This window comes from Pseudomonas sp. C6002 (assembly GCF_013385805.1).
Taxonomy (GTDB): Bacteria; Pseudomonadota; Gammaproteobacteria; order Pseudomonadales; family Pseudomonadaceae; genus Aquipseudomonas.
In genome coordinates, this window is record NZ_JACAPH010000004.1 from 237,041 (window position 1) to 256,708 (window position 19,668).

At 61.3% G+C, this 19,668-nt stretch carries 16 protein-coding genes; 9 read left to right on the top strand and 7 right to left on the bottom strand.

The features are described from left to right. The first annotated feature begins 242 nt into the window (after positions 1–242). On the top strand, positions 243–731 hold the full coding sequence (locus tag HX817_RS02235; protein ID WP_177039712.1) for a C40 family peptidase: 489 nt from the start codon (positions 243–245) through the stop codon (positions 729–731). Between the two features lies 1 nt (position 732). Here HX817_RS02235 and HX817_RS02240 read toward each other — a convergent pair whose 3' ends face one another. Beyond that, complete coding sequence (locus tag HX817_RS02240) at positions 733–1,365, bottom strand: TetR family transcriptional regulator (protein ID WP_003217423.1); 633 nt, start codon at positions 1,363–1,365, stop codon at positions 733–735. A 151-nt stretch (positions 1,366–1,516) separates the two neighbouring features. After that, positions 1,517–1,966: a hypothetical protein gene (locus HX817_RS02245; RefSeq protein ID WP_003217421.1), complete on the bottom strand. Its 450-nt coding sequence runs from the start codon at positions 1,964–1,966 to the stop codon at positions 1,517–1,519. 369 nt (positions 1,967–2,335) lie between these two features. Between HX817_RS02245 and HX817_RS02250 the strand changes: the two genes are divergently transcribed. Then, positions 2,336–4,405 (top strand): AsmA family protein, encoded by a 2,070-nt coding sequence (locus HX817_RS02250; protein WP_177039713.1) that lies wholly within the window; start codon positions 2,336–2,338, stop codon positions 4,403–4,405. A gap of 137 nt (positions 4,406–4,542) precedes the next feature. On the opposite strand, the gene HX817_RS02255 is transcribed toward HX817_RS02250, so the two are convergent. Then, positions 4,543–5,073 (bottom strand): bacterioferritin, encoded by a 531-nt coding sequence (locus HX817_RS02255; protein ID WP_003217418.1) that lies wholly within the window; start codon positions 5,071–5,073, stop codon positions 4,543–4,545. 98 nt (positions 5,074–5,171) lie between these two features. Continuing rightward, complete coding sequence (locus HX817_RS02260; protein WP_085984661.1) at positions 5,172–6,083, bottom strand: LysR substrate-binding domain-containing protein; 912 nt, start codon at positions 6,081–6,083, stop codon at positions 5,172–5,174. A gap of 124 nt (positions 6,084–6,207) precedes the next feature. Between HX817_RS02260 and HX817_RS02265 the strand changes: the two genes are divergently transcribed. Together HX817_RS02265 and HX817_RS02270 are read left to right on the top strand one after the other, a co-directional pair. After that, positions 6,208–6,849: an FMN-dependent NADH-azoreductase gene (locus HX817_RS02265; RefSeq protein WP_087693121.1), complete on the top strand. Its 642-nt coding sequence runs from the start codon at positions 6,208–6,210 to the stop codon at positions 6,847–6,849. A gap of 1 nt (position 6,850) precedes the next feature. Continuing rightward, complete coding sequence (locus HX817_RS02270) at positions 6,851–7,156, top strand: multidrug efflux SMR transporter (RefSeq protein WP_003217412.1); 306 nt, start codon at positions 6,851–6,853, stop codon at positions 7,154–7,156. Here the strand turns inward: HX817_RS02270 and HX817_RS02275 are convergent. Continuing rightward, a complete protein-coding gene (locus HX817_RS02275) occupies positions 7,149–8,045 on the bottom strand; it encodes a DMT family transporter (RefSeq protein ID WP_177028640.1) in 897 nt (298 codons plus the stop codon). The two genes, HX817_RS02270 and HX817_RS02275, sit on opposite strands and share 8 nt — an antisense overlap. 97 nt (positions 8,046–8,142) lie before the next feature. Between HX817_RS02275 and HX817_RS02280 the strand changes: the two genes are divergently transcribed. From HX817_RS02280 to HX817_RS02290, 3 genes are all read left to right on the top strand, one after another. After that, entirely contained in the window at positions 8,143–8,937 is a 795-nt protein-coding gene (locus HX817_RS02280; RefSeq protein WP_177022487.1) for a helix-turn-helix transcriptional regulator, read from the top strand. A 63-nt stretch (positions 8,938–9,000) separates the two neighbouring features. Next, a complete protein-coding gene (locus tag HX817_RS02285; protein ID WP_003217404.1) occupies positions 9,001–9,315 on the top strand; it encodes a PsiF family protein in 315 nt (104 codons plus the stop codon). Positions 9,316–9,502: 187 nt separating this feature from the next. Continuing rightward, positions 9,503–10,516: an AI-2E family transporter gene (locus tag HX817_RS02290; RefSeq protein WP_003217402.1), complete on the top strand. Its 1,014-nt coding sequence runs from the start codon at positions 9,503–9,505 to the stop codon at positions 10,514–10,516. 134 nt (positions 10,517–10,650) lie between these two features. Here HX817_RS02290 and HX817_RS02295 read toward each other — a convergent pair whose 3' ends face one another. Then, entirely contained in the window at positions 10,651–11,919 is a 1,269-nt protein-coding gene (locus tag HX817_RS02295) for an Hsp70 family protein (protein WP_003217400.1), read from the bottom strand. A gap of 288 nt (positions 11,920–12,207) precedes the next feature. Here HX817_RS02295 and HX817_RS02300 point away from each other — a divergent pair, with 288 nt between their 5' ends. Beyond that, on the top strand, positions 12,208–13,155 hold the full coding sequence (locus HX817_RS02300; protein WP_008439071.1) for a DnaJ C-terminal domain-containing protein: 948 nt from the start codon (positions 12,208–12,210) through the stop codon (positions 13,153–13,155). Between the two features lie 2 nt (positions 13,156–13,157). Next, positions 13,158–13,466 (top strand): chaperone modulator CbpM, encoded by a 309-nt coding sequence (locus HX817_RS02305; protein ID WP_003217397.1) that lies wholly within the window; start codon positions 13,158–13,160, stop codon positions 13,464–13,466. 5 nt (positions 13,467–13,471) lie between these two features. Here HX817_RS02305 and HX817_RS02310 read toward each other — a convergent pair whose 3' ends face one another. After that, entirely contained in the window at positions 13,472–19,387 is a 5,916-nt protein-coding gene (locus tag HX817_RS02310; RefSeq protein WP_177039714.1) for an NEL-type E3 ubiquitin ligase domain-containing protein, read from the bottom strand. Between the last annotated feature and the right edge of the window lie 281 nt (positions 19,388–19,668).

Below are 19,668 nucleotides of genomic sequence, written 5' to 3' on the forward strand. Positions count from 1 at the left end.
CCACCTGATGGCGCAGGAAATTATTCCAAAATGTTTCATTTTGGTGCGTGGTTGGATTTATAGCACCGGATCCGGGCGCTCGGCGTTGAATTCCATTGCTTGGTGCATGAAATTTCTTTCATCTTTTATGAGTTTTGATTGCTTGGGACTTTTCCTACGCACTTGCAGGATTTGCCGTGCGTTGCGTTACGCGCTGTTTCATTAGGATTCCGCTCCGTATTTAATCTTCAGCGGTTTCCACCATGTACAAGTCATTTTTCTGTTTACTCATTGTCAGTTTGTCGCTCGCCATTTCATCTGCTTCGGCCAATCTTCAGCGTGCCCAGGCATTCGCGCCGCCACCTACTATCGACAACGTGATCGACCGCGCCCACGAGCTGTTGGGCACGCCCTATAAATTGGGCGGCGCTTCGGTGAAGCAGGGCTTCGATTGCAGCAGCTTCCTGGTGTACCTGTTCAAGACCGAAGCCAACATTCATCTGCCTCGCACCACCTCGGCGATGCACCGCTCAACCGCGGCCACGGTCAAGCGCAATGCGTTGCAACCGGGTGATGCGGTGTTTTTCAGGGGCAATGGGCGCGGCCAGGTCAGCCACGTTGGTCTCTATATAGGAGAGGGCAAGTTCATCCACTCGCCACGCACGGGCAAAAGCGTGCGCATCGACTCACTGGCCAACAGCTATTGGAACCGGAACTACACCACCGCCAAGCGTTTTCACACCGTGCGCTGAGTTATTCGGTGCTGCCCAGGCCTTGCCAATGCTTGAGGCCGATAAAGATGAAACGCAGCTGCTGGGTGATCTTGGCTTGTGGCGTGAGGTGCGCAGGCAGCGCTTCGGCGGGCGGGTCGATAATGTCGGGCAGGGTGGCGAACACGCTCTTGACGATCAGGTCGGCCATCACGTGCAGGCCGTCGGCATCCAGGTGCTGGAGCTTGGGCATCAGGGTCAGGTCGGCGGCGAGGTCGCTGGCGATGTCTTCGCGCAGGGCACCAATGGCTTGGCGCACGGCGAGGCTGCCACCGTATTGCTCGCGGGCCAGGAACAGGAATTGTGAACGGTTGGCGGCGACCACATCCAGGAAAATCCGTACCGAGGCATCAATGATGCCGCCCATCACGAATTCGTTGTGGCGCACCAGGCGAATCGTCGCGCGAAAGGTCTGGCCGACTTCGCTGACCAATACCAGGCCCAACTGATCCATATCGGCAAAGTGACGGTAGAAACCGGTGGGCACGATGCCGGCGGTCTTGGCCACTTCACGCAGGCTGAGGCTGCCGAACCCACGGCCACACTCCATCAGATGGCGGGCTGCGTCCATCAGGGCGAGTCGGGTCTGTTGCTTCTGTTCGGCGCGGGGCAGCATTGGCAGGCGGGCTTTGTGGACAAGGACAGCGACGCACTCTAGCAAATCAGCTTTGCCAGCGTCGAACTTCAAAAGGGAGAAGGGCGTTGCGGTTCACACAAAGTCAAAGCCCGATCGGCTGATCGGGCTTTTTTCCAGGGCCAGCACGGGCTTAGCTCTGTGCTTGATGCAGTTCTGCCAGACGGTCAGCACCGCCTTCCACTACGCCGTCAGCATAGGCGCGTTTGTTGGCGCGGCTCGAACCATCTTCAACCAGGCCTTTCTGTTCCAGGCGATCACGGCCACCTTCGGCAACAGCGTTGCGTTCCATCAGGCGATCAGCGCCACCTTCAACCAGGCCTTTCTGTTCCAGACGGTCACGGCCACCTTCAGCAACGCCTTCGGTGTAAGCACGTTTGTTGGCTTGTTCCGAACCGTTTTCAGTGATGCTGCCGTTGTAGTCGGTGTTGTTCTTGTCCGAAGCGCCGCTGCGAGCCAGGGTTTGGCTGAAGTGGGAAGCGTCGGCTTTCACTTGTGGGGTTGCCTGTTCAGCAGCTGGCAGGGCAAATGCGCTGGTGGCCAGGAGGGAAAGTGCAAAGCTTGCGAGTATTTGGCGTTTCATGATGGGTTGCTCCTTGGGAGGGCGATAAATTGGGTACAGGGCTAATGCTACTCTTGATAAGTCGATATAAAAGTTCATAAACACAATGGTAATAATCAACAGAATTGATTGTTCCCTGCGAAGGCTCTATCTCGCAGGTCTCAAGCCCGCGCTTTTGCACCGAGGTGGGTATTTTCGACACGAACGTGGGTAACAACGGTGCGTCGTTGATGATTGAAACTGTCTGGTTGGTCAGGAAAGGCGGTTTTTATGAGTAATTCCATCAATGGGGTTAAACCCCCGCGCCGTTTGTCAGTCGTAGCCATATAAGCTGTAGTCAAAACGCGCGCCGCAAAGCGCCCGCTCAGTCGTAACCTGGAGTCCTGTGCAATGACGCGCACTCGTAAAATTCTCGCCTGGAGCTGCGCCAGCTTCGTTTTGTTAATCGCCATTGTGGTGTTGGTCCTGGTGTTCTTTGACTGGAACCGGATCAAGCCGCCCCTCAACGCCAAGGTCTCCGAAGAACTGCATCGACCGTTTGCCATCAATGGCAACCTGGCCGTGGTGTGGCAGCGCGAGCCCGATGAAGGCGGCTGGCGCGCCTGGATTCCGTGGCCCCATGTGATTGCCGAAGACCTGACCCTGGGCAATCCCGACTGGTCGAAAGCCCCGCAGATGGTCACCCTCAAGCGCGTGGAGTTGCGTATCTCGCCCCTGGCGTTGCTGGCCCAGCGCGTGGTGATCCCGCGTATCGACCTCACCGAACCGAGTGCGCAGTTGCAGCGCCTGGCCGATGGCCGCGCCAACTGGACCTTCAAGTTCGACCCCAAGGACCCGAATGCCGAACCGTCCAACTGGGTGGTGGACATCGGCGCCATCGGCTTCGACAAAGGCCATGTGACCCTCGACGACCAGACTCTCAAGACCCAGCTCGACGTCGTGATCGACCTGCTCGGCAAGCCGATCCCCTTCGGCGAGATCGTCGGCGATGCCGACGCCAAGAAAGCCCTGGAAAAAGGCTCGGCGCCGCAGGATTACGCGTTCGGCCTCAAGGTCAAGGGCCAGTACCACGGCCAGAAGCTCGATGGCACCGGCAAGATCGGTGGCCTGCTGGCCTTGCAGGACGCGGCCAAGCCGTTCCCGCTGCAAGCCCAGGCCAGGATCGGCGACACCAGCATCGCGCTGGCCGGCACCCTGACCGACCCGATGAACCTCGGCGCCCTCGACCTGCGCCTCAAGCTCTCCGGCAGCAGCCTGGGCAACCTGTACCCCCTGACCGGCGTGACCTTGCCGGATTCGCCGGCCTATTCCACCGACGGCCACCTGATCGCCAAGTTGCATGAGGCCAGTGGCGCGTCGTTCCAGTATGAAAACTTCAACGGCAGGATCGGCAACAGCGACATCCACGGCAACCTCGGCTACGTCGCCAGCCAGCCGCGGCCCAAGCTCACCGGGGCGCTGGTCTCCAACCAGCTGTTGATGACCGACCTGGCGCCGCTGATCGGTGCCGACTCCAACGCCAAGCAAAAAGCCCGTGGCGGCGAAAGCAAGCAGCCGGCGACCAAGGTGCTGCCGGTGGAAGAGTTCCGCACCGAGCGCTGGCGCGACATGGATGCCGACGTCGAATTCACCGGCAAACGCATCGTCCACAGTGCCGAATTGCCGTTCACCGATCTCTACACTCACCTGGTGCTGAACGACGGGCAGTTGAGCCTGGAGCCCCTGCGTTTCGGCGTGGCCGGTGGCAAGCTCGACGCGCAGATTCGTCTCAACGGGCGCACCACGCCGATGGAAGGCCAGGCCAGACTCACCGCGCGCAACTTCAAGCTCAAGCAGCTGTTCCCGACCTTCGAGCCGATGAAAACCAGCTTCGGTGAGCTCAACGGCGACGCGGACATTTCCGGGCGCGGCAACTCCGTCGCGGCATTGCTTGGCACGTCGAATGGCGATCTGAAGATGTTGATCAACGACGGCGCCATCAGCCGCGGACTGATGGAAATCGCCGGGCTCAACGTTGGCAACTACGTGGTCGGCCGCCTGTTTGGCGACAAGGAAGTGAAGATCAACTGTGCGGCCGCAGACTTCGGCATCAAGTCGGGCCTGGCGACGACTCGCCTGTTTGTGTTCGATACCGAGAACGCGATCATCTACATCGATGGCACCGCGAACATGGCCAGCGAGCAGCTTGACCTGACCATTACCCCGGAGTCCAAAGGCTTCCGCCTGTTCTCCCTGCGCTCGCCGTTGTACGTCAACGGGCCGTTTATCAAACCGAATGCTGGCGTGAAGGCGGTGCCGCTGATGCTGCGTGGTGCGGGCATGGTTGCCTTGGGTGTGATTGCCGGCCCGGCGGCGGGTTTGCTGGCGCTGGTGGCACCGAGCGGCGATGAGCCGAACCAGTGTGCGCCGCTGCTGCAACAGATGAAGGAAGGCAAGGCACCTAAAACAGTGAAAGGCTAGCTGACAAAACCGTGAACCAAATGTGGGAGCGGGCTTGCTCGCGAAGGCGGTGGATCAGTCAAGAATGTTCCGACTGACCCACCGCCTTCGCGAGCAAGCCCGCTCCCACATGGGTTTTGCGGTGTTAGCTGTGTTAGTTACAGGTCCTTCAGAATATCCGCCATGTCGTCGGCGTGTTCTTCTTCCTGGGCCAGGATGTCTTCGAAGATCCGGCGAGTGGTCGGGTCTTTGTCACCGATGTACTGGATGATTTCGCGATAGCTGTCTACCGCAATGCGCTCGGCCACCAAGTCTTCGTAGACCATCTCCTTCAGCGTATTGCCGGCCACGTACTGCGCGTGGGAATTCTTCGACAGCAGGTCGGGGTTGAACTCCGGCTCGCCACCCAACTGCACGATACGCTCGGCCAACTTGTCGGCGTGTTCGGCTTCCTGGGTGGCGTGCTCGAGGAACTCCTCGGCGGCGACATGCGCCTTGACGCCATTGGCCATGAAGTAGTGGCGCTTGTAGCGCAGCACGCACACCAGCTCGGTGGCCAGCGATTCGTTGAGCAGACGCAGGATTTCCTGGCGGTCGGCGTCATAACCTTCGGTCACGGCACCGTTTTCGACGTTCTTGCGGGCGCGGTCACGTAAAGTGGCTACGTCAGACAAATGTGAGTCAGTCATCTCATTCTCCTGGTACTAATCCGGTTTTGCGCCACGCTCTGCCGGCGTGATCGCTCCAAGTTGTGAGTCCCAGGCAACGCAAAAAGTTTTATCGGATTTTACAGAGCATGCCCCGACAGCCGCGCTTCCTCCTGCAACCACTCAAAAAACGCCCGGACCGGCGGGTGCCGTTCCCGTCCCGGTACGCACAGGGCGCTGTAGCCGGCGCCGTTGACGCGGACCTGTGGCCGGTAAGGCACCAGCAACCCGCTGGCGACGCTTTCCGAGACCAGGATATTGCTCGCCAGCACCAGGCCCTGGCCGGCGATGGCCGCTTGCAGGGCGTAGTGTTCTTCGTCGTATTCGCGCAGCGGCGAAGCGGATTGCAACCAGTCTTCCCCGGCCTTTTCGCACCAGGCCTGCCAGCCCAGGGCGTACAGCCTGGAGTTGTGCCAGCGCACGCTGATCAGGGTCGGGGTGCGCTCGCGCGCCAGGGCGACTTGTTCGGGGGAGCCATACACGGCGAAACATTCGTCGAACAGGCACAAACCGTAGAGGTTCGTGTAGTCGTCGATGCTGTAGCGGATCACCAGGTCGACGCTGGCATCCTGCTGTAAATCGACCACGGCGCAGTTGGTGTCCAGGCGCAGGCTGATATCCGGATGGGCGGCATAGAAGCGCCCGAGTCGCGGCACCAGCCACAGAGCGGCAAACGCCGGCGTAGTGGAGAGCGTGAGATTGCCGGCGCTGCGCTGCGGGCGCAGGGTGTCGACGCTTTGCGCGACGTCCAGCAAGGCGCCGTGCAGGCTGTGGAACAGGCGTTCGCCGCGTTCCGTCAGGCGCACCTGGCGCGGCAGGCGCTCGAACAGCGGTACGCCGAGCCAGGTTTCCAGGGAGCGAATCTGATGGGACACCGCCGTCGGCGTGACCGACAACTCCTGGGCGGCGGCCTTGAAGCTCAACAGGCGCGAGGCCGATTCAAAGGCGCGCAGGGCGGTCAGGGGCAGCGAAGCAAACATGTGTGGCTCCATGGATGAATTCAGTTCATCCAAAACAACTATTGCTCATTTGTGAGGGTGGCCGCTCGGCTCTAGATTTATGCGCAACAGAGGCAGCCATTCAGGTTGCCTGAGTCTAGCGTGTGAAGGCCTACAGATGAAAAAAATGCTTGCGATCCATTCCAGCCCCCGCGGCGAACGTTCCCACTCCCGGCGCCTTGCCGAGGTGTTCCTGGCCGCCTGGCACACCGCCAATCCCGACGCGCAACTGACCCGCCGCGAAGTGGGCCGGGCGTCTATCCCCCACGTCAGCGAAGCGTTCATTGCCGCCAGCTTCCACCCGGAGCCGCAGGCGATGCCGTTGTCCATGCACGCCGATTTGCAACTGAGCAATGAGCTGGTAGCCGAGCTCGTCGAGCACGAACTGCTGGTGATTTCCGTACCGATGTACAACTTCGGGATTCCCAGCGGCCTCAAGGCCTGGATCGACCAGATCGTGCGCATGGGCCATACCGTGGACATCACCCAGGACAGCCAGGGTATCGCCCAGTACCAGCCGTTATTGTTGGGCAAAAAGGCCTTGATCATCACCAGTCGCGGCGGCAGCGGCTTTGGCCCGGGCGGGGAAAACGAGGCGATGAACCACGCCGATCCGCACCTGCGGACCGCGTTGGGGTTCATCGGCATTGAAGACGTCACGGTGATCGCCGCAGAAGGCGAAGAGTCCGATCCGAGCGTTTTCCGCCGTTCCTGCGATGCAGTCGAGGGGCAACTGCGCGACCTGGCCGGGAGCTTCTGAAGTGTCGTGGCTGTTCCTGCTGATCGCCGCCGGCTTTGAGGTGACCTTCGCCATGGGCATGAAGTACGCCGATGGTTTCACCCGGCTGTGGCCGTCGCTGGTCACCGTCGTCGCGGCCGTGGGCGGGATCTACTTCCTGACCCTGGCCATGCGTGAGTTGCCGGTGAGCGTGGCCTACCCGATCTGGACCGCCATTGGCTCACTGGGCACGGTGTTTCTCGGGTTCGCGTTGCTGGGGGAGAGCCTGACGCTGATCAAGCTGGTGTCGGTGGGCTTGATCGTCGCCGGAGTGGTGGGGCTCAAGTAGCTTCCTGCGCGCTGACATTGCTGCGAACCGGCGTCGTCCAGCGCTCCGACAAAATCACCCCGCCCAGGGTCAGCAAGCCGCCCACCAGGTGATACAGCGCCAGTTGCTCCTTCAACACCACTGCGGCAATCAACGCGGTGATCAGCGGCAGCAGGTTGAAAAACAGCGTGGTGCGGCTTGGGCCGAGGGTCTTCACCGAATGCATCCAGGCCAGCGGCGCGAGCATCGAGGCCAGCAGGCAGGCGTACAGCACCAGCGGGATATTCGACCAGCCAAGGCCGGCCTTGTCGGAGAGCAGGAACAGCGGAAACAACACCACCACCGCCACCAGCACCTGCAGGTACAGCAACACCAGTGGCGGCAAGCGCAGCTGCCATTTTTTCAGCAGGGTGCTGTAGACCGCGTAGGCGAGGGTGGCCACCAGCATCATCGCGTCACCCATATTCAGCCCGTGTTGCAGCAGGGCGCTGAGACTACCGGCGGAAACCACCACTACCACGCCGGCAAACGACAGCACGGCACCGGTCAGGGCGCCGAACGTCAGGCGCTGGCCAAGGCTGATGATTGCGGCGGTAAGAGCCATCAGTGGCATCAGCGAGAGGATAATGCCCATGTTGGTGGCCGAGGTCAGGTTCGCGGCGTAATACGCCAGGCTCTGGTACACCGCCATGCCCAGCACGCCGAGGATGAAGACCTTGCCCAGGTTGGGACGAATCAGCGGCCAGTTGGCGATGACGGGTTTGAGCATGAACGGGGTAAACAGCAGGCCGGCCAGCAGCCAGCGGTAAAAACCGATCTCGGCAGGGAAAATCGTCCCCACCGCGAGTTTGTTGACCACGGTATTGCCGGCCCAGATAAAAATGGCCAGTAACGGATAAGCGTATTGCATCGAAAAGAACCAATTGCGTCTATGAGCGGTGATTATCCTTTGTCTGGATCGAAGCCTATACTTCGATCCAGCCATCCGACCTTTGTATCCAGACAACATGCTCAAGAAGTACATCAACCTTCCCGATTTTGACCAGTTGCCGGCCCCGGTGTATTTCCGTTATTCGGAATTCGAGGCTGACACCCATGCCAGTGCGCACCAGCATGCCTGGGGTTCCCTGGACTACTCGGCCCGTGGCGTGATGCGCTTTGAAGTGGCCGGCAGTCGCTTTATGTCGCCGCCGCAATATGCGGTGTGGATCCCACCCAACACCCAGCACAGTTCCTACAACGCCCAGGCGATCGTCTACCGCTCCGTATATCTGGCGCCCGCCTTGTGCGAGCAATTGCCGGCGCAGCCGTGCACCCTGACCATCAGCGATATCCTCAAGGCGATCCTCAGTGATTTCGCCGAGCGTGATGTCAACATTCCCCAGAACGAAGCCGACGTGCGCCTGGCCCAGGTGCTGGTAGACCAGCTCAGGCAGGCGCCGGTGCACGATTGTTTCCTGCCGTATGCCAGCCATCCCGGGTTGCTCAGTGTGCTGGAGGGCATGCAGGCCGACCCTGGCGATAACCGCGCGCTGGCCCAGTGGGCGCAGCAGGTGCATGTCAGTGAGCGCACCCTGGCGCGGCAATTTGTGCGTGAGCTGGGGATGAGCTTCGGCGAATGGCGCCAACGCCTGCGGTTCCTGGCGTCGATCGAGGCGCTGGACAGCGCGCGCAGTGTCCAGGAAGTTGCGTTTGACCTGGGCTACAGCACGGCCTCGGCGTTTATCGCGATGTTCCAGCGCCAGGCCGGCTGCACGCCGGAGCAGTATCGCCGGACCCATATACGCGGCAGGAAGGTGTAACAGGGTTTGACTACACTGCTGGGGAGGCCGTGCCCCTCGGCACGGTAACAGGGAGAAAACTCCATGAAGATGCTGCGTATTCCGCTGTTGATGATGGGCCTGCTGCTGTGTTCCCAAGGCTTTGCCGCGACTGCCGCACAGACGGCTCAGCAACAAAAAATGACTACTTGCAACGCCGAAGCCAAGACCAGTGGCAAGACCGGTGATGATCGCAAGGCGTTCATGAGCAACTGCCTCAAGGCGGCCCCGGCGGCCAACGACGCCAAGACCCTGACCCCCCAGCAACAGAAGATGAAAGATTGCAACGCCACCGCGAAAACCCAGGCGCTGACCGGCGATGCGCGTAAAACCTTTATGAGCACCTGCCTGAAGAAATAATGATGCAGAACTCTGTGGGCGCTGGCTTGCCCAAGATTGCGACCTGACAGTCGATGCCTATGTTTGGCTGACCCACCGCCATCGCAGGCAAGCCAGCTCCCACATTGGACCGTGTTTAGACTTCTCGCTTGATTCACCCAAGGCTGGCAGACTGCCCATCCTTTAACGCCGTTCGTTTTGAGGCTGTATGCCAACGTTTTCTCAGCGTCACGTGTTGTTGTTGGTCAGTTGCGTGCTGATTTTTGGCGGGCTGCTGCTGGTTTTGCCATTGAAGTTGCTGCCGAGCCTGCTGGCCGGGCTGCTGGTGTACGAGCTGGTCAACATGCTCACCCCGCAGTTGCAGCGGTTGATCGAAGGCCGGCGTGCGCGCTGGTTGGCGGTAGCGTTGCTGGGGACCTTGATCGTCAGCATCCTGACCCTGATCTTTGCCGGGGCCATCAGCTTCCTGCTGCACGAAGCGGAAAACCCCGGGGCCTCCCTCGATAAGTTCATGGGCGTGGTCGACCGTGCCCGCGGCCAGTTGCCGCCGTTCCTCGACGCCTACCTGCCGGCCAGCGCCGCCGAGTTCCGCGTGGCCATCGGCGAATGGCTGAGCAAACACCTCAGCGAACTGCAACTGGTGGGCAAAGACGCCGCGCACATGTTCGTGACCTTGTTGATCGGCATGGTGCTGGGGGCGATCATCGCCCTGCAACGGGTGCCGGACCTGACCAAGCGCAAACCCCTGGCGGCCGCGCTGTTTGATCGCCTGCACCTGCTGGTCCAGGCCTTTCGCAACATCGTTTTCGCGCAGATCAAGATCGCCGCGCTGAACACCGCGTTCACCGCGATCTTCCTCGCGGTGGTGCTGCCGTTGTGCGGGATCCACCTGCCGCTGACCAAGACGTTGATCGTGCTGACGTTCCTGCTGGGCCTGCTACCGGTGATCGGCAACCTGATGTCCAACACCCTGATCACCATCGTGGCCTTGTCGCTGTCGATCTGGGTGGCGGTGGCGGCGTTGGGCTACCTGATCGTGATCCACAAGGTCGAGTACTTCCTCAACGCGCGGATCGTCGGCGGGCAGATCAGTGCCAAGTCGTGGGAATTGTTGCTGGCGATGCTGGTGTTCGAAGCCGCGTTCGGCCTGCCGGGGGTGGTGGCGGGGCCGATTTATTATGCGTACTTGAAGAGTGAGTTGAAGCTGGCGGGGATGGTGTAGGCATTGATGTTGCCTGGACTGGCCCCTTCGCGAGCAAGCCCGCTCCCACATTTGACCGAGTTCCAACTTTGGAATGCAGCCGAATGTGGGAGCGGGCTTGCTCGCGAAGGGCGCGCCACGGTTTCAGCTAAAACTCAGTAGCCGTAGCGCTTGCTGGCCTCAATCGCCAGACCACTGCCAATACTGCCAAAGATGTTCCCTTCCACATGCTGCGCATTCGGCAGCATCGCCGAGATGCTGTGGCGCAGCGCCGGAATCCCGCTGGAACCCCCGGTAAAGAACACTGTGTCCACCTGGGCCACGTCCACCGAGGCGTCGTTGAGCAGTTGCGTCACCGCATTGCGCACCCGCTCCAGCAAGCCATCGATGGCCGACTCGAACAACGCCCGGCTCAGCTCCACGCTCAACCCCGGCTCGACCCGGTCCAGCAGCACATGGCGGCTGTCCTGCCGGGTCAGCTGGATCTTGGTTTCTTCCACTTCCATCGCCAACCAGTGCCCGGCGCGCTGCTCGATCAGGTTGAACAGGCGGTCGATGCCACCCGTGTCCTCGATGTCGTAGCGCATGCTGCCCAGCGCCAGCTTGGATTTCTGCGAGTACACCGAGTTGATGGTGTGCCAGGTCGCCAGGTTCATGTGGTGGCTGGTGGGCATATAAGCGCCGCTCTTCATGCGGCTGCCGTAGCCGAACAGCGGCATCATGCCGGCCAGCGAGAGCTGCTTGTCGAAGTCGGTACCGCCGATGTGCACACCGCCGGTGGCGAGGATGTCGTCGTGGCGGTTGTCGATCTGGCGGCGCTCGGGCGACAGGCGCACCAGGGAGAAGTCGGAGGTACCCCCGCCGATGTCGACAATCAGCACCAGCTCTTCTTTCTCGATGGTGGACTCGTAGTCGAAGGCCGCGGCAATCGGTTCGTACTGGAACGAGATGTCCTTGAAGCCGATCTTGCGGGCCACGTCCACCAGGGTGTTCTCGGCTTCCTGGTCGGCCATCGGGTCGTCGTCGACGAAAAATACCGGACGGCCCAGCACCACTTCGTCGAACTCACGCCCGGCGGTGGTTTCGGCACGGCTCTTGAGTTGGCCGATAAACAGCGCCAGCAGGTCGGTGAACGGCATGGCCGTGCCCAATACACTGGTGTCGTGCTTGATCAGCTTGGAACCCAGCAGGCTCTTGAGCGAGCGCATCAGCCGGCCTTCGTAGTTTTCCAGGTACTCGTGCAGGGCCAGGCGACCGTACACCGGGCGGCGCTCTTCGAAGTTGAAGAACACCACCGACGGCAGCGTGATCTTGTCGTCCTCCAGCGCGATAAGCGTTTCCATGCCGGGACGAATCCAGCCGACGGTGGAGTTGGACGTGCCGAAGTCGATACCGCAGGCACGGGCTGGGGATGGGTTTTTCATGTCAATCGGGTTCCGGTTGAAAAACGGCCGCGCAGTGTATGCCACCCGCGTGCAGATGCGTAGGCCGACTATCCGCTAAATACAACGCACTTGTTACCTTGAAAGCCCGGCCTTTGCCCCCAAATCCTCCCCATACGGTTGGTGGCTGCAGGATTCTGCCCGCAGCGCCGATAAACTTCTGACGCACCCTTCGGTCACAAGATTGAGATCGGTCAATCCAGACGCCGCAAACAGGCGCATGCTGTGACGCTGGCAGTGCGATATCGATAATGGATGGTGATGCCCCCGATGGACTTCAAAGACTATTACAAGATTCTCGGTGTAGAACCCACCGCTGACGACAAGGCGATCAAGGCCGCCTATCGCAAGCTGGCGCGCAAATATCACCCGGACGTGAGCAAGGAAAAGGACGCCGAAGCCAAGTTCAAGGACGCGTCCGAAGCCTATGAAGCGCTGAAAAGCGCCGACAAACGCGCCGAATACGACGATCTGCGCAAATACGGCCAGCATGGCCAGCCGTTCCAGGGCCCGCCAGGCTGGCAGAGCCGTGGCGGCTACGGTGGCGGTGGCCAGGACACCGGCGACTTCTCGGACTTCTTCAGCTCGATCTTCGGTTCGCGCGGCAATGGTTTTGGTGGTGCCCAGGGCCGCAGTGCCGGGCGTCGAGGGCAAGATGTGGAAATGGAACTGCCGGTCTTCCTCGAAGAGACCCTGTCCAACGAGTCCAAGCAGGTCAACTTCCAGGTGCCGCAATACAACGCGGCCGGCCAGCACGTCAGCAACACCACCAAGAGCCTGAACGTGAAGATCCCGGCCGGTGTGGCCGACGGCGAGCGCATCCGCCTCAAGGGCCAGGGCGCGCCGGGGATTGGCGGTGGTGCCAATGGTGATCTGTACTTGATCATCAAGTTCGCGCCACACCCTAAATTCGATGTGGAAGGTGAGAACCTGATCATCACCCTGCCACTGGCCCCGTGGGAGCTGGCGTTGGGCACGGAAGTGGCGGTGCCGACCCTCACCGGCAAGATCAACCTCAAGGTGCCGGCCGGCAGCCAGAACGGCCAGCGCATGCGCGCCAAGGGCCATGGCTTGTTGAACAAGGCCGGGCAGCGCGGTTACCTGTTTGTGCAACTCAAGGCGGTGATGCCGAAAAACACCGACGACGAGGTCAAGGCGTTGTGGCAGGAACTGGCACAAAAAGCCGCCTTCGATCCAAGAGAATCATGGAGTAGCTAACGATGAGCAGTCCCCGTTTGGTTCAAGTGAACATGGCAGAATTCTGTGAGGCCACCGACCTGTCGGTGGCCTACGTGATCGAAATCGTCGAGCACGGCATCGTTGAACCGGTGGGGACCAGTCCCGAGTCCTGGCGCTTCACCGATTACGAACTGGCCCTGGCCAAGCGCGCCTCGGCGCTGCAAAAGGACCTGGAGCTGGAATGGGAAGGCGTTGCCCTGGCGCTCGACCTGCTGGAGGAAGTCCAGCAACTGCGAGCCGAGAACCAGATGCTCAAGCAACGGCTGGGGCGGTTGGTACAAACGCCCTGAATCCATCAGGTGATGCTGCAGCGCGCCTTGCACGGCACCCAGTCGCGCAGGGTCAGCGAGCGAACCAACTGCCCCTCGTCCACGGCCAGTTGCAGTTGCACATTTTCAGCCTGGGTTGCGTATGCCTCATCACTGAGGGCGCCCGCATCGTGTTCCTCGGATAACGCATTCAAGCGCACGTCATGGGGCTCCCTCAGGACTCTGAACTCATCGTCATAATGGTTGCGAATAAAGGCCTGCCAGAATTCGCGGCCCAGCAGCGACTGTACGAGCTTCTTGGAGTTGTCCAGTTTTTCTATTGTGATGGCGGCATTATTCAGGATCTGCGGCGCTACCTGTCCCGTTGCGAGGTAGCGGGCATCGTTGGGCTGACCGGGCAGGCCGAGGCGGCGGGCCAGGCCCATGCGATAGGCCAGGCGAATTTCAATATCTTCCAGTTTTTCCAGGGCGGCGACTTTTTGTTCAGGGGTCATGGTCGACGTGCGAATCATGCCTTCTCGAACCCGAATGTCTGCGCTGGCTAATTTTTCCACCTCGTCCAGGCGAAAAAGACCTTTGGCCAACGTGTAGAGTGCCGGTCCCGCCTCGCCATCGGCGGCATAGCGCGTGGCTTGCCACGTCAGCACCTTGGTCTCCATGTCACTGAACACCAGGGCCGACCGATCGCCGCAGCGCGGGTCACCCGCCAGGTTGAACAGCTCTTCACGCAAGCCATCGTCCCGGGCCGCATAGAGCAATTGCCACAGGCGCGATTGCAGGTCGGTATAGCGGCTGCGGTACTCCGCCGATTCTTTGAGGTTGTCGAGGATGTCGAGGAAGATCTGCGAACCGGGTTTCTCGGCAATCGACTCCCACAGGCTGCGTCGTACGTCGATTTCCTCGGGTGACAGACCATCCATCCAGTGCTGGTATGCCGGCTCCGGTGTGTCGTCCACGATCTGTTCTTGAGGCGCGTGAACCTCGACTGTAGCGGGCTGTGGCGCCCGATAACGCATCGCGCCGGGCTGCCGGCCCGCTGCTGCCTCGCGGTGGAGCAAGGTTGCATTGCTCCAATACTCGACCAACTGCCTGCGGGCTTCGGTGCTCAGCGGGTTGCCGTCGATAAAGGTGACGTTGTTGACGTAGATGAATGCCTCGGCCTCCTCGGGCAGCGGGTTGACCAGGGACTCGGGCAACTGCGTGATGCGGTTCTGCGCCAGGTTAACGATGTCCAACGCCTGATGTGGCCCCAAGCCCTGCGGCCACTCGGTGATCCCGGTGTTTTTCAAATTCACCCTACGCAGGTTCGGCAGGGTTGCGAAGTTGGGGGGACGCGCCAGGGGGTTGCGGCTCAGATTGATGATCTTGAGTGAGGTGAGCCCCTCCAGCAGATCCACGTCGGCCTCGCTCAGGGAAAGTTGGTTGCTCCTGAGGTCCAGGCGGGTAAGCCGAGTCATCCGGGCAACGCTGGGCGGGACTGAACGCAACTCTCCGTACGACAGGTCGAGCCAACGGGTGTGACTGAAGTGGCCGAGAAACTCATCCAGGCCGTAAACGGATTGCATGCCCTGAAGCTTGATTGACCCAACGTGGCTGAAATCTGCTTCCAGCGCAGGCAAGTCGCCGACTCTCAAACCGAGTGCTTCAAGGGTGTAGCCGGCGGGAGAACCATCTTGGGCCAGCACTTTGGGAGTCATGCGCCGCCAGCACGCCTTGAGGTCTCGAGCGAATTGCTGGCGATGGTTGGCATCCCCTGCACGCAGGTTTTCGCTGTCGGCAGCCACCAGGAACCGTTGTGTGGCCCAGGCGTTCAGTTGGGTGCTCAAGGTTTGCCACTCGCCTTCCAGGCGCGTCAGTTCAGCCGGCGCCCCGTCGCCTGCGTGCAATACGAATTGCTCGTTTTCCTCCTCGCTGTAGCCGGGAAACAGGTCCCTTATCCGCCGCATTTCGTCGGTGTGGCTCAAGGGTACTTCGAAGGCGCCAGGCTGGCCGCCGTTGCGCCAGCCCGGGCGAGTTTGTGCCAGGCGAGCGATGTACGCCCGCATCTGCTGATTGGCTTGTGGGGTGAATGGGTTGTCACGCAGGCGGGTCATGCGGTTGAGACGGATGCTGGCTTCCACGTTTTCGGGGGCTGGGTTGAGCAGGCTGTCGGGCACCGCGCTCAGGTGATTGCCGGACAGGTCGACTTCTCTCAGCTCCGGCAGTTCCAGCAGGCCTGTGGGCCACTGATTGATCCGGGTGTCACGCAGCTCCAGCTTGCGCAGTCGTAGCAGCGGGCTGAAATCCGGCAGGGTACCCAAGGGGTTGTCGTTCAGGCACAGTTCTTCCAGGCGGCTCAGGCCGGCCAGTTGGCCGGCGCTGATTTCGCTCAGGCGGATGGCATTTTTCGACAGGTCCAGGTGCGTCAGCGCCTTTATGGCCGTGATTGCTTCGGGCAGTTCGGTCAGCGTGTGGCGTCCGATACCGCCGACTTGTTTGAGGGTCAAACGTTTCAGATTGGGGAAGTTGCCAAGGAACTGCCTGGGGCCGTCGGTGAAGCTCACGTAGTCGAGAACCAACTCCTCGACATGGCCAAAATCGGCGTTGAGTTTGGGCAGGTTCACCTGGGCGCTGATTTCCAGTCGGCGCCCGGTGTAGGCCCCGGCACGATCCACGGTCTGTCGGCGCCAGCAATCTCTCAACGCATCGGCCACTGACTGCTCCCGGCCTCCCGGGTTTACCTCAAATGGACGCCGGCTCGTATCTTCTCGGGCACTGCGATTCACCCAGTCCTTGAGTGCGCGTTTGAGGGCGGCGTATTGGTCTTCCCGGCGCGTCAATTCAGTGCGCGCATCGCTCCCGAGGGTCTCGATGAAGGCTGTGGCCTGCTCGTCGCTGAACCCAGGATACAGCTTGCGCACCCGCGTATGGGTGCTGCGCAATTGAGTGAGTTTGTGCAGCGGGGAGCCGCCCCGCAGGCGCAGGTCTCCTGCCAAGGGTTTGCGCAGCAGCGGGTATTCCAGCAGCACCGAGCGCAGCTCGTCCCGGGCCAATGGCGTTTGCCGCACCCGTTGCTTCAAGGTGCCGGCGTCCCGTGCGGCTTCGCCAAGTGCTCGACGCTGGCCCTGTTCAAGACGTGCCAGAACGGCGCCATACAGGTCGGTGGCGCCGAACGCCCCGTCTTCACCCATCGCCAGCATCAGCGGCGGTGCGTCGGCCTCTGGACCGACGGCGTCGATCAGTGGCCCCTGTTCGCTGCCCAAGCGGATTTCCACCCGCAGGCTCGGGTCCCAACCCGGCAAGCTGGGCAGGGTATGCAGGGCCAAGCGCAGGCTGTCCGGGCTCTGCAGGGTGTCGAGGAACAAGCCTTCATAGGCCCGTGCCATGCGCACTTGCTGCTGGCTTTCGCGCGCCAGGGCGGTGAGCCTTGGTGACAACTGCTGATGGCCACTCAGCGCAGTTAAATCCGCGTCCGTGGCGGTTTCCAGCAACTGCCTGGCAACCTCCGCCGGCAGGCCGGAAAACCTGTCCATGAGCTGCTGTACCGGGGGCGAGCGAGTCAGGTTATGGGCGCGGTAATCCGCGTCGAACAGCGAGGTCCGACTGTCCCGGGCGGCCTGGGCAACTTCCCGGCGCCACAGCATCGTCTGTTCGTCCAGCACCCGGGGAGTCGGGTCGAGGACCGCCGGATAGGTCAAGCCTCGGTGCGCCACCACGCGCTCGGTGATCGCCGGGTCGGCCAGCGCATAATCCAGCGGGTCGTCACTGCCCATCTTCTCGATAAACGTCTCGATCCGCTGATGGATGCCAAAGCGCGCCAGGCTGTCACTCAACAGGGCGGGCGGCGGTTGCAGGTCCACATGCAGTTGGCGCAGTTGATCGGCGCGAGTGCCACTGGCCAGGCGTGCCTGTTCCAGTTGTGCGTCGCTCAAGCCCCGTGTGCGATAACCCAGGCGGCGCATCAGCGCCGGGCCGTCCCAGGTCAGCGGTTCTTCGCCTTCATGCAGCCAGGCACCTGCGCCGTTATGCGCCACCTGCGGGGCATAAGCGTCGGAGCGTGTGGGGTGTTGTATGCGATAGGTGTCGCCGTCGGGCTCGGGTTTGACGGCATACAGTTGATCGTCGAGGGGCAGCAGCGGCTGCTGGTCGTGGCTGTGCAAGCCCAGGTCGTCAAACGTGGCGTCCTTGGGCAATACGACGGGGCTGCGATAAGGCGTAAGGTCCGGCTTCCATAGCCGTAGCTCGCCACCTGGCAAACGAACCGGCTTGAGCCCTTGTACCAACGCGGGTGTAGGCGGTGCAGTGAGCTTTTGCAGGCCTTTCCCCGCGCCGGCCAGCAGCGCCATGGCGGCCAGGTTTTGCGCGACGTCGAACCAGTGCGCCTTGGCCGTATCACGGTCGCCTTCGCCCCAGTCGATCACGCCTTCGAAGGTTTCGTAGAGCAATTGGCCCGCCATGGCGGCCAGCATGATTTCGCCGAGCACCGGGACGAACGCCAGTCCCAGGCCGAGCACGGTAGCGCCGGCCTCCAGCCAACGGGCGATTTTTTGCCCGCGCACCCGGGCGTCGACATCGGCGGTGGGCACTGCCTGGTCGCGCGCATCGCCGAGGGCCTTGTCGCGGCCATGCTCAAACAGGTTGGCCCACAGGTCGACGTTGTCAGCCCACAGGCCCTGTCTTGAGACCACCATCAGGTACAGGTCGGGAGCGCCCGTCTTCACCACCCTGCAGCCGGCTTTCGGGGGCGGAAGCGACTGGGGCATGACCGTCGTAGTCAATACCGGGAAGGCCAGTTGCAGCATCGTCTGGGTCACCGGCGAACGCGCTACTGCGTCGACGGCGGCGGTGGAGTCCGCAGCGGGTTCGGTAAACCGGTTGAAGAACGCCGGCTTGTCATGCTCATTGAGAAACTGGCTGAAAAAATGCTGGTAGCTCGTGGGCGTCGGGCGGTTGTTATTGCCGGATTCGCTTGGCGCTTTGTCGCGCGCCACCCACTGGCGGTTCAGTTCGGTTTTCAGCGCATCAAGGCTGTTGTAGCGCTTGAGCGGGTGCTCCGGATCGTGGGGCAGGTAGACGATGAAGTCGGTGGCATAGCGATATTTTTCCACCGGTGTAAACACCACGCTCCCCATGAGCGCGCGGTCCATCACGCTCAGGCAACTGAACCACACCGGCTTGCCGCCCAGCGTCGGGTTGCGTTCGCCGTCGACCACCTTGAGCACCATGGTGAAGTCATCCGGGAGAATGTCCTGCTTGAGCAGCGCCAGGTACGCCGCAGCCCTGAGGGCATCCTTCTGGCTGGTGATCACGGCGTCGCGCAACCGGGTGGCGGCCGTCTCGTCGGTGGGCAGTAATGTTTCCTTGAGGTGCGCCTGGTAGCGGGCACCCACGTCCAGCGTACGGCACAGCCTGATAAAGGCGGGTACGGTCAGCGCCGGGCTGATCCTGGGAGAGGCGCCTTCCCGGTCCGGGTATTGGGTGAACCCGGAGGCAGGATCGAATGCGCCGTCTTCACCTTCACTGGCTTCAAAGTTATGCAGGGCAGCCTGCACCAGCGACACCTCCAGTACTTTGTATTCGCCGGCCTTGATCCCCAGGGTGCCGAGCCTCAGCGGCTCATACAAACGAAGAGAGGTGCCTTCGACATCCACGGTGAGGTTGAATTGTTCTTTCAGCGCGCCGTTGAGCAGGCCTATGGCGAAGGGCTTGAGTGCCTGGACGTTGGCCAGGTGTTTATCCACCGCGTGTTGGGATTTGAAACTGGTTTCATTGAACCCCTTCAAGGTTCTTCGCTGCAGCGGCGACAAGCTGTCCATCCACTGCGCCTGTTCGAGCCTGGCCTGTTTCAACGCTTCTATGCGGTGGGCCGGCGCCTGTACCAGCCAGTCCGGAATGGCCTGGCGAATGAACGCACTGTTGTCGTCGGAAGATGAGAGGGGAGTAACGGAGGGGGCATCCTGCATGGGGGCATTCCTTTGGGTAAGCAAAGGAAAAAGGCTACTGAAAACCGCTGTGGATTAATAAGTCGAAAAGCCGCTGGATAGCACGCAATAGTTAACGCATCGGCCCCGGATTACCTATGGATCGACGACTTAATTACCCCATGGAAATCCCCCCGTGTGCATCAAGCCTGCCAGCGCTTTTTGAGTGTTCGTCCAGGGGGGGCAATCCGTTCAAATAGCTACCGCCGAGTGCCGGGGGCGACTGATTAAGGTCATTGCCTTAATTTCCCTATCGGTACTCG

Excerpts from the sequence above, each read along its gene's own strand:
- HX817_RS02235 (WP_177039712.1), top strand. The coding sequence starts at position 243 with ATGTACAAGTCATTTTTCTGTTTACTCATTGTCAGTTTGTCGCTCGCC.
- HX817_RS02240 (WP_003217423.1), bottom strand. The coding sequence starts at position 1,365 with ATGCTGCCCCGCGCCGAACAGAAGCAACAGACCCGACTCGCCCTGATG.
- HX817_RS02245 (WP_003217421.1), bottom strand. The coding sequence starts at position 1,966 with ATGAAACGCCAAATACTCGCAAGCTTTGCACTTTCCCTCCTGGCCACC.
- HX817_RS02250 (WP_177039713.1), top strand. The coding sequence starts at position 2,336 with ATGACGCGCACTCGTAAAATTCTCGCCTGGAGCTGCGCCAGCTTCGTT.
- HX817_RS02255 (WP_003217418.1), bottom strand. The coding sequence starts at position 5,073 with ATGACTGACTCACATTTGTCTGACGTAGCCACTTTACGTGACCGCGCC.
- HX817_RS02260 (WP_085984661.1), bottom strand. The coding sequence starts at position 6,083 with ATGGAGCCACACATGTTTGCTTCGCTGCCCCTGACCGCCCTGCGCGCC.
- HX817_RS02265 (WP_087693121.1), top strand. The coding sequence starts at position 6,208 with ATGAAAAAAATGCTTGCGATCCATTCCAGCCCCCGCGGCGAACGTTCC.
- HX817_RS02275 (WP_177028640.1), bottom strand. The coding sequence starts at position 8,045 with ATGCAATACGCTTATCCGTTACTGGCCATTTTTATCTGGGCCGGCAAT.
- HX817_RS02280 (WP_177022487.1), top strand. The coding sequence starts at position 8,143 with ATGCTCAAGAAGTACATCAACCTTCCCGATTTTGACCAGTTGCCGGCC.
- HX817_RS02285 (WP_003217404.1), top strand. The coding sequence starts at position 9,001 with ATGAAGATGCTGCGTATTCCGCTGTTGATGATGGGCCTGCTGCTGTGT.
- HX817_RS02290 (WP_003217402.1), top strand. The coding sequence starts at position 9,503 with ATGCCAACGTTTTCTCAGCGTCACGTGTTGTTGTTGGTCAGTTGCGTG.
- HX817_RS02295 (WP_003217400.1), bottom strand. The coding sequence starts at position 11,919 with ATGAAAAACCCATCCCCAGCCCGTGCCTGCGGTATCGACTTCGGCACG.
- HX817_RS02300 (WP_008439071.1), top strand. The coding sequence starts at position 12,208 with ATGGACTTCAAAGACTATTACAAGATTCTCGGTGTAGAACCCACCGCT.
- HX817_RS02305 (WP_003217397.1), top strand. The coding sequence starts at position 13,158 with ATGAGCAGTCCCCGTTTGGTTCAAGTGAACATGGCAGAATTCTGTGAG.
- HX817_RS02310 (WP_177039714.1), bottom strand. The coding sequence starts at position 19,387 with ATGCAGGATGCCCCCTCCGTTACTCCCCTCTCATCTTCCGACGACAAC.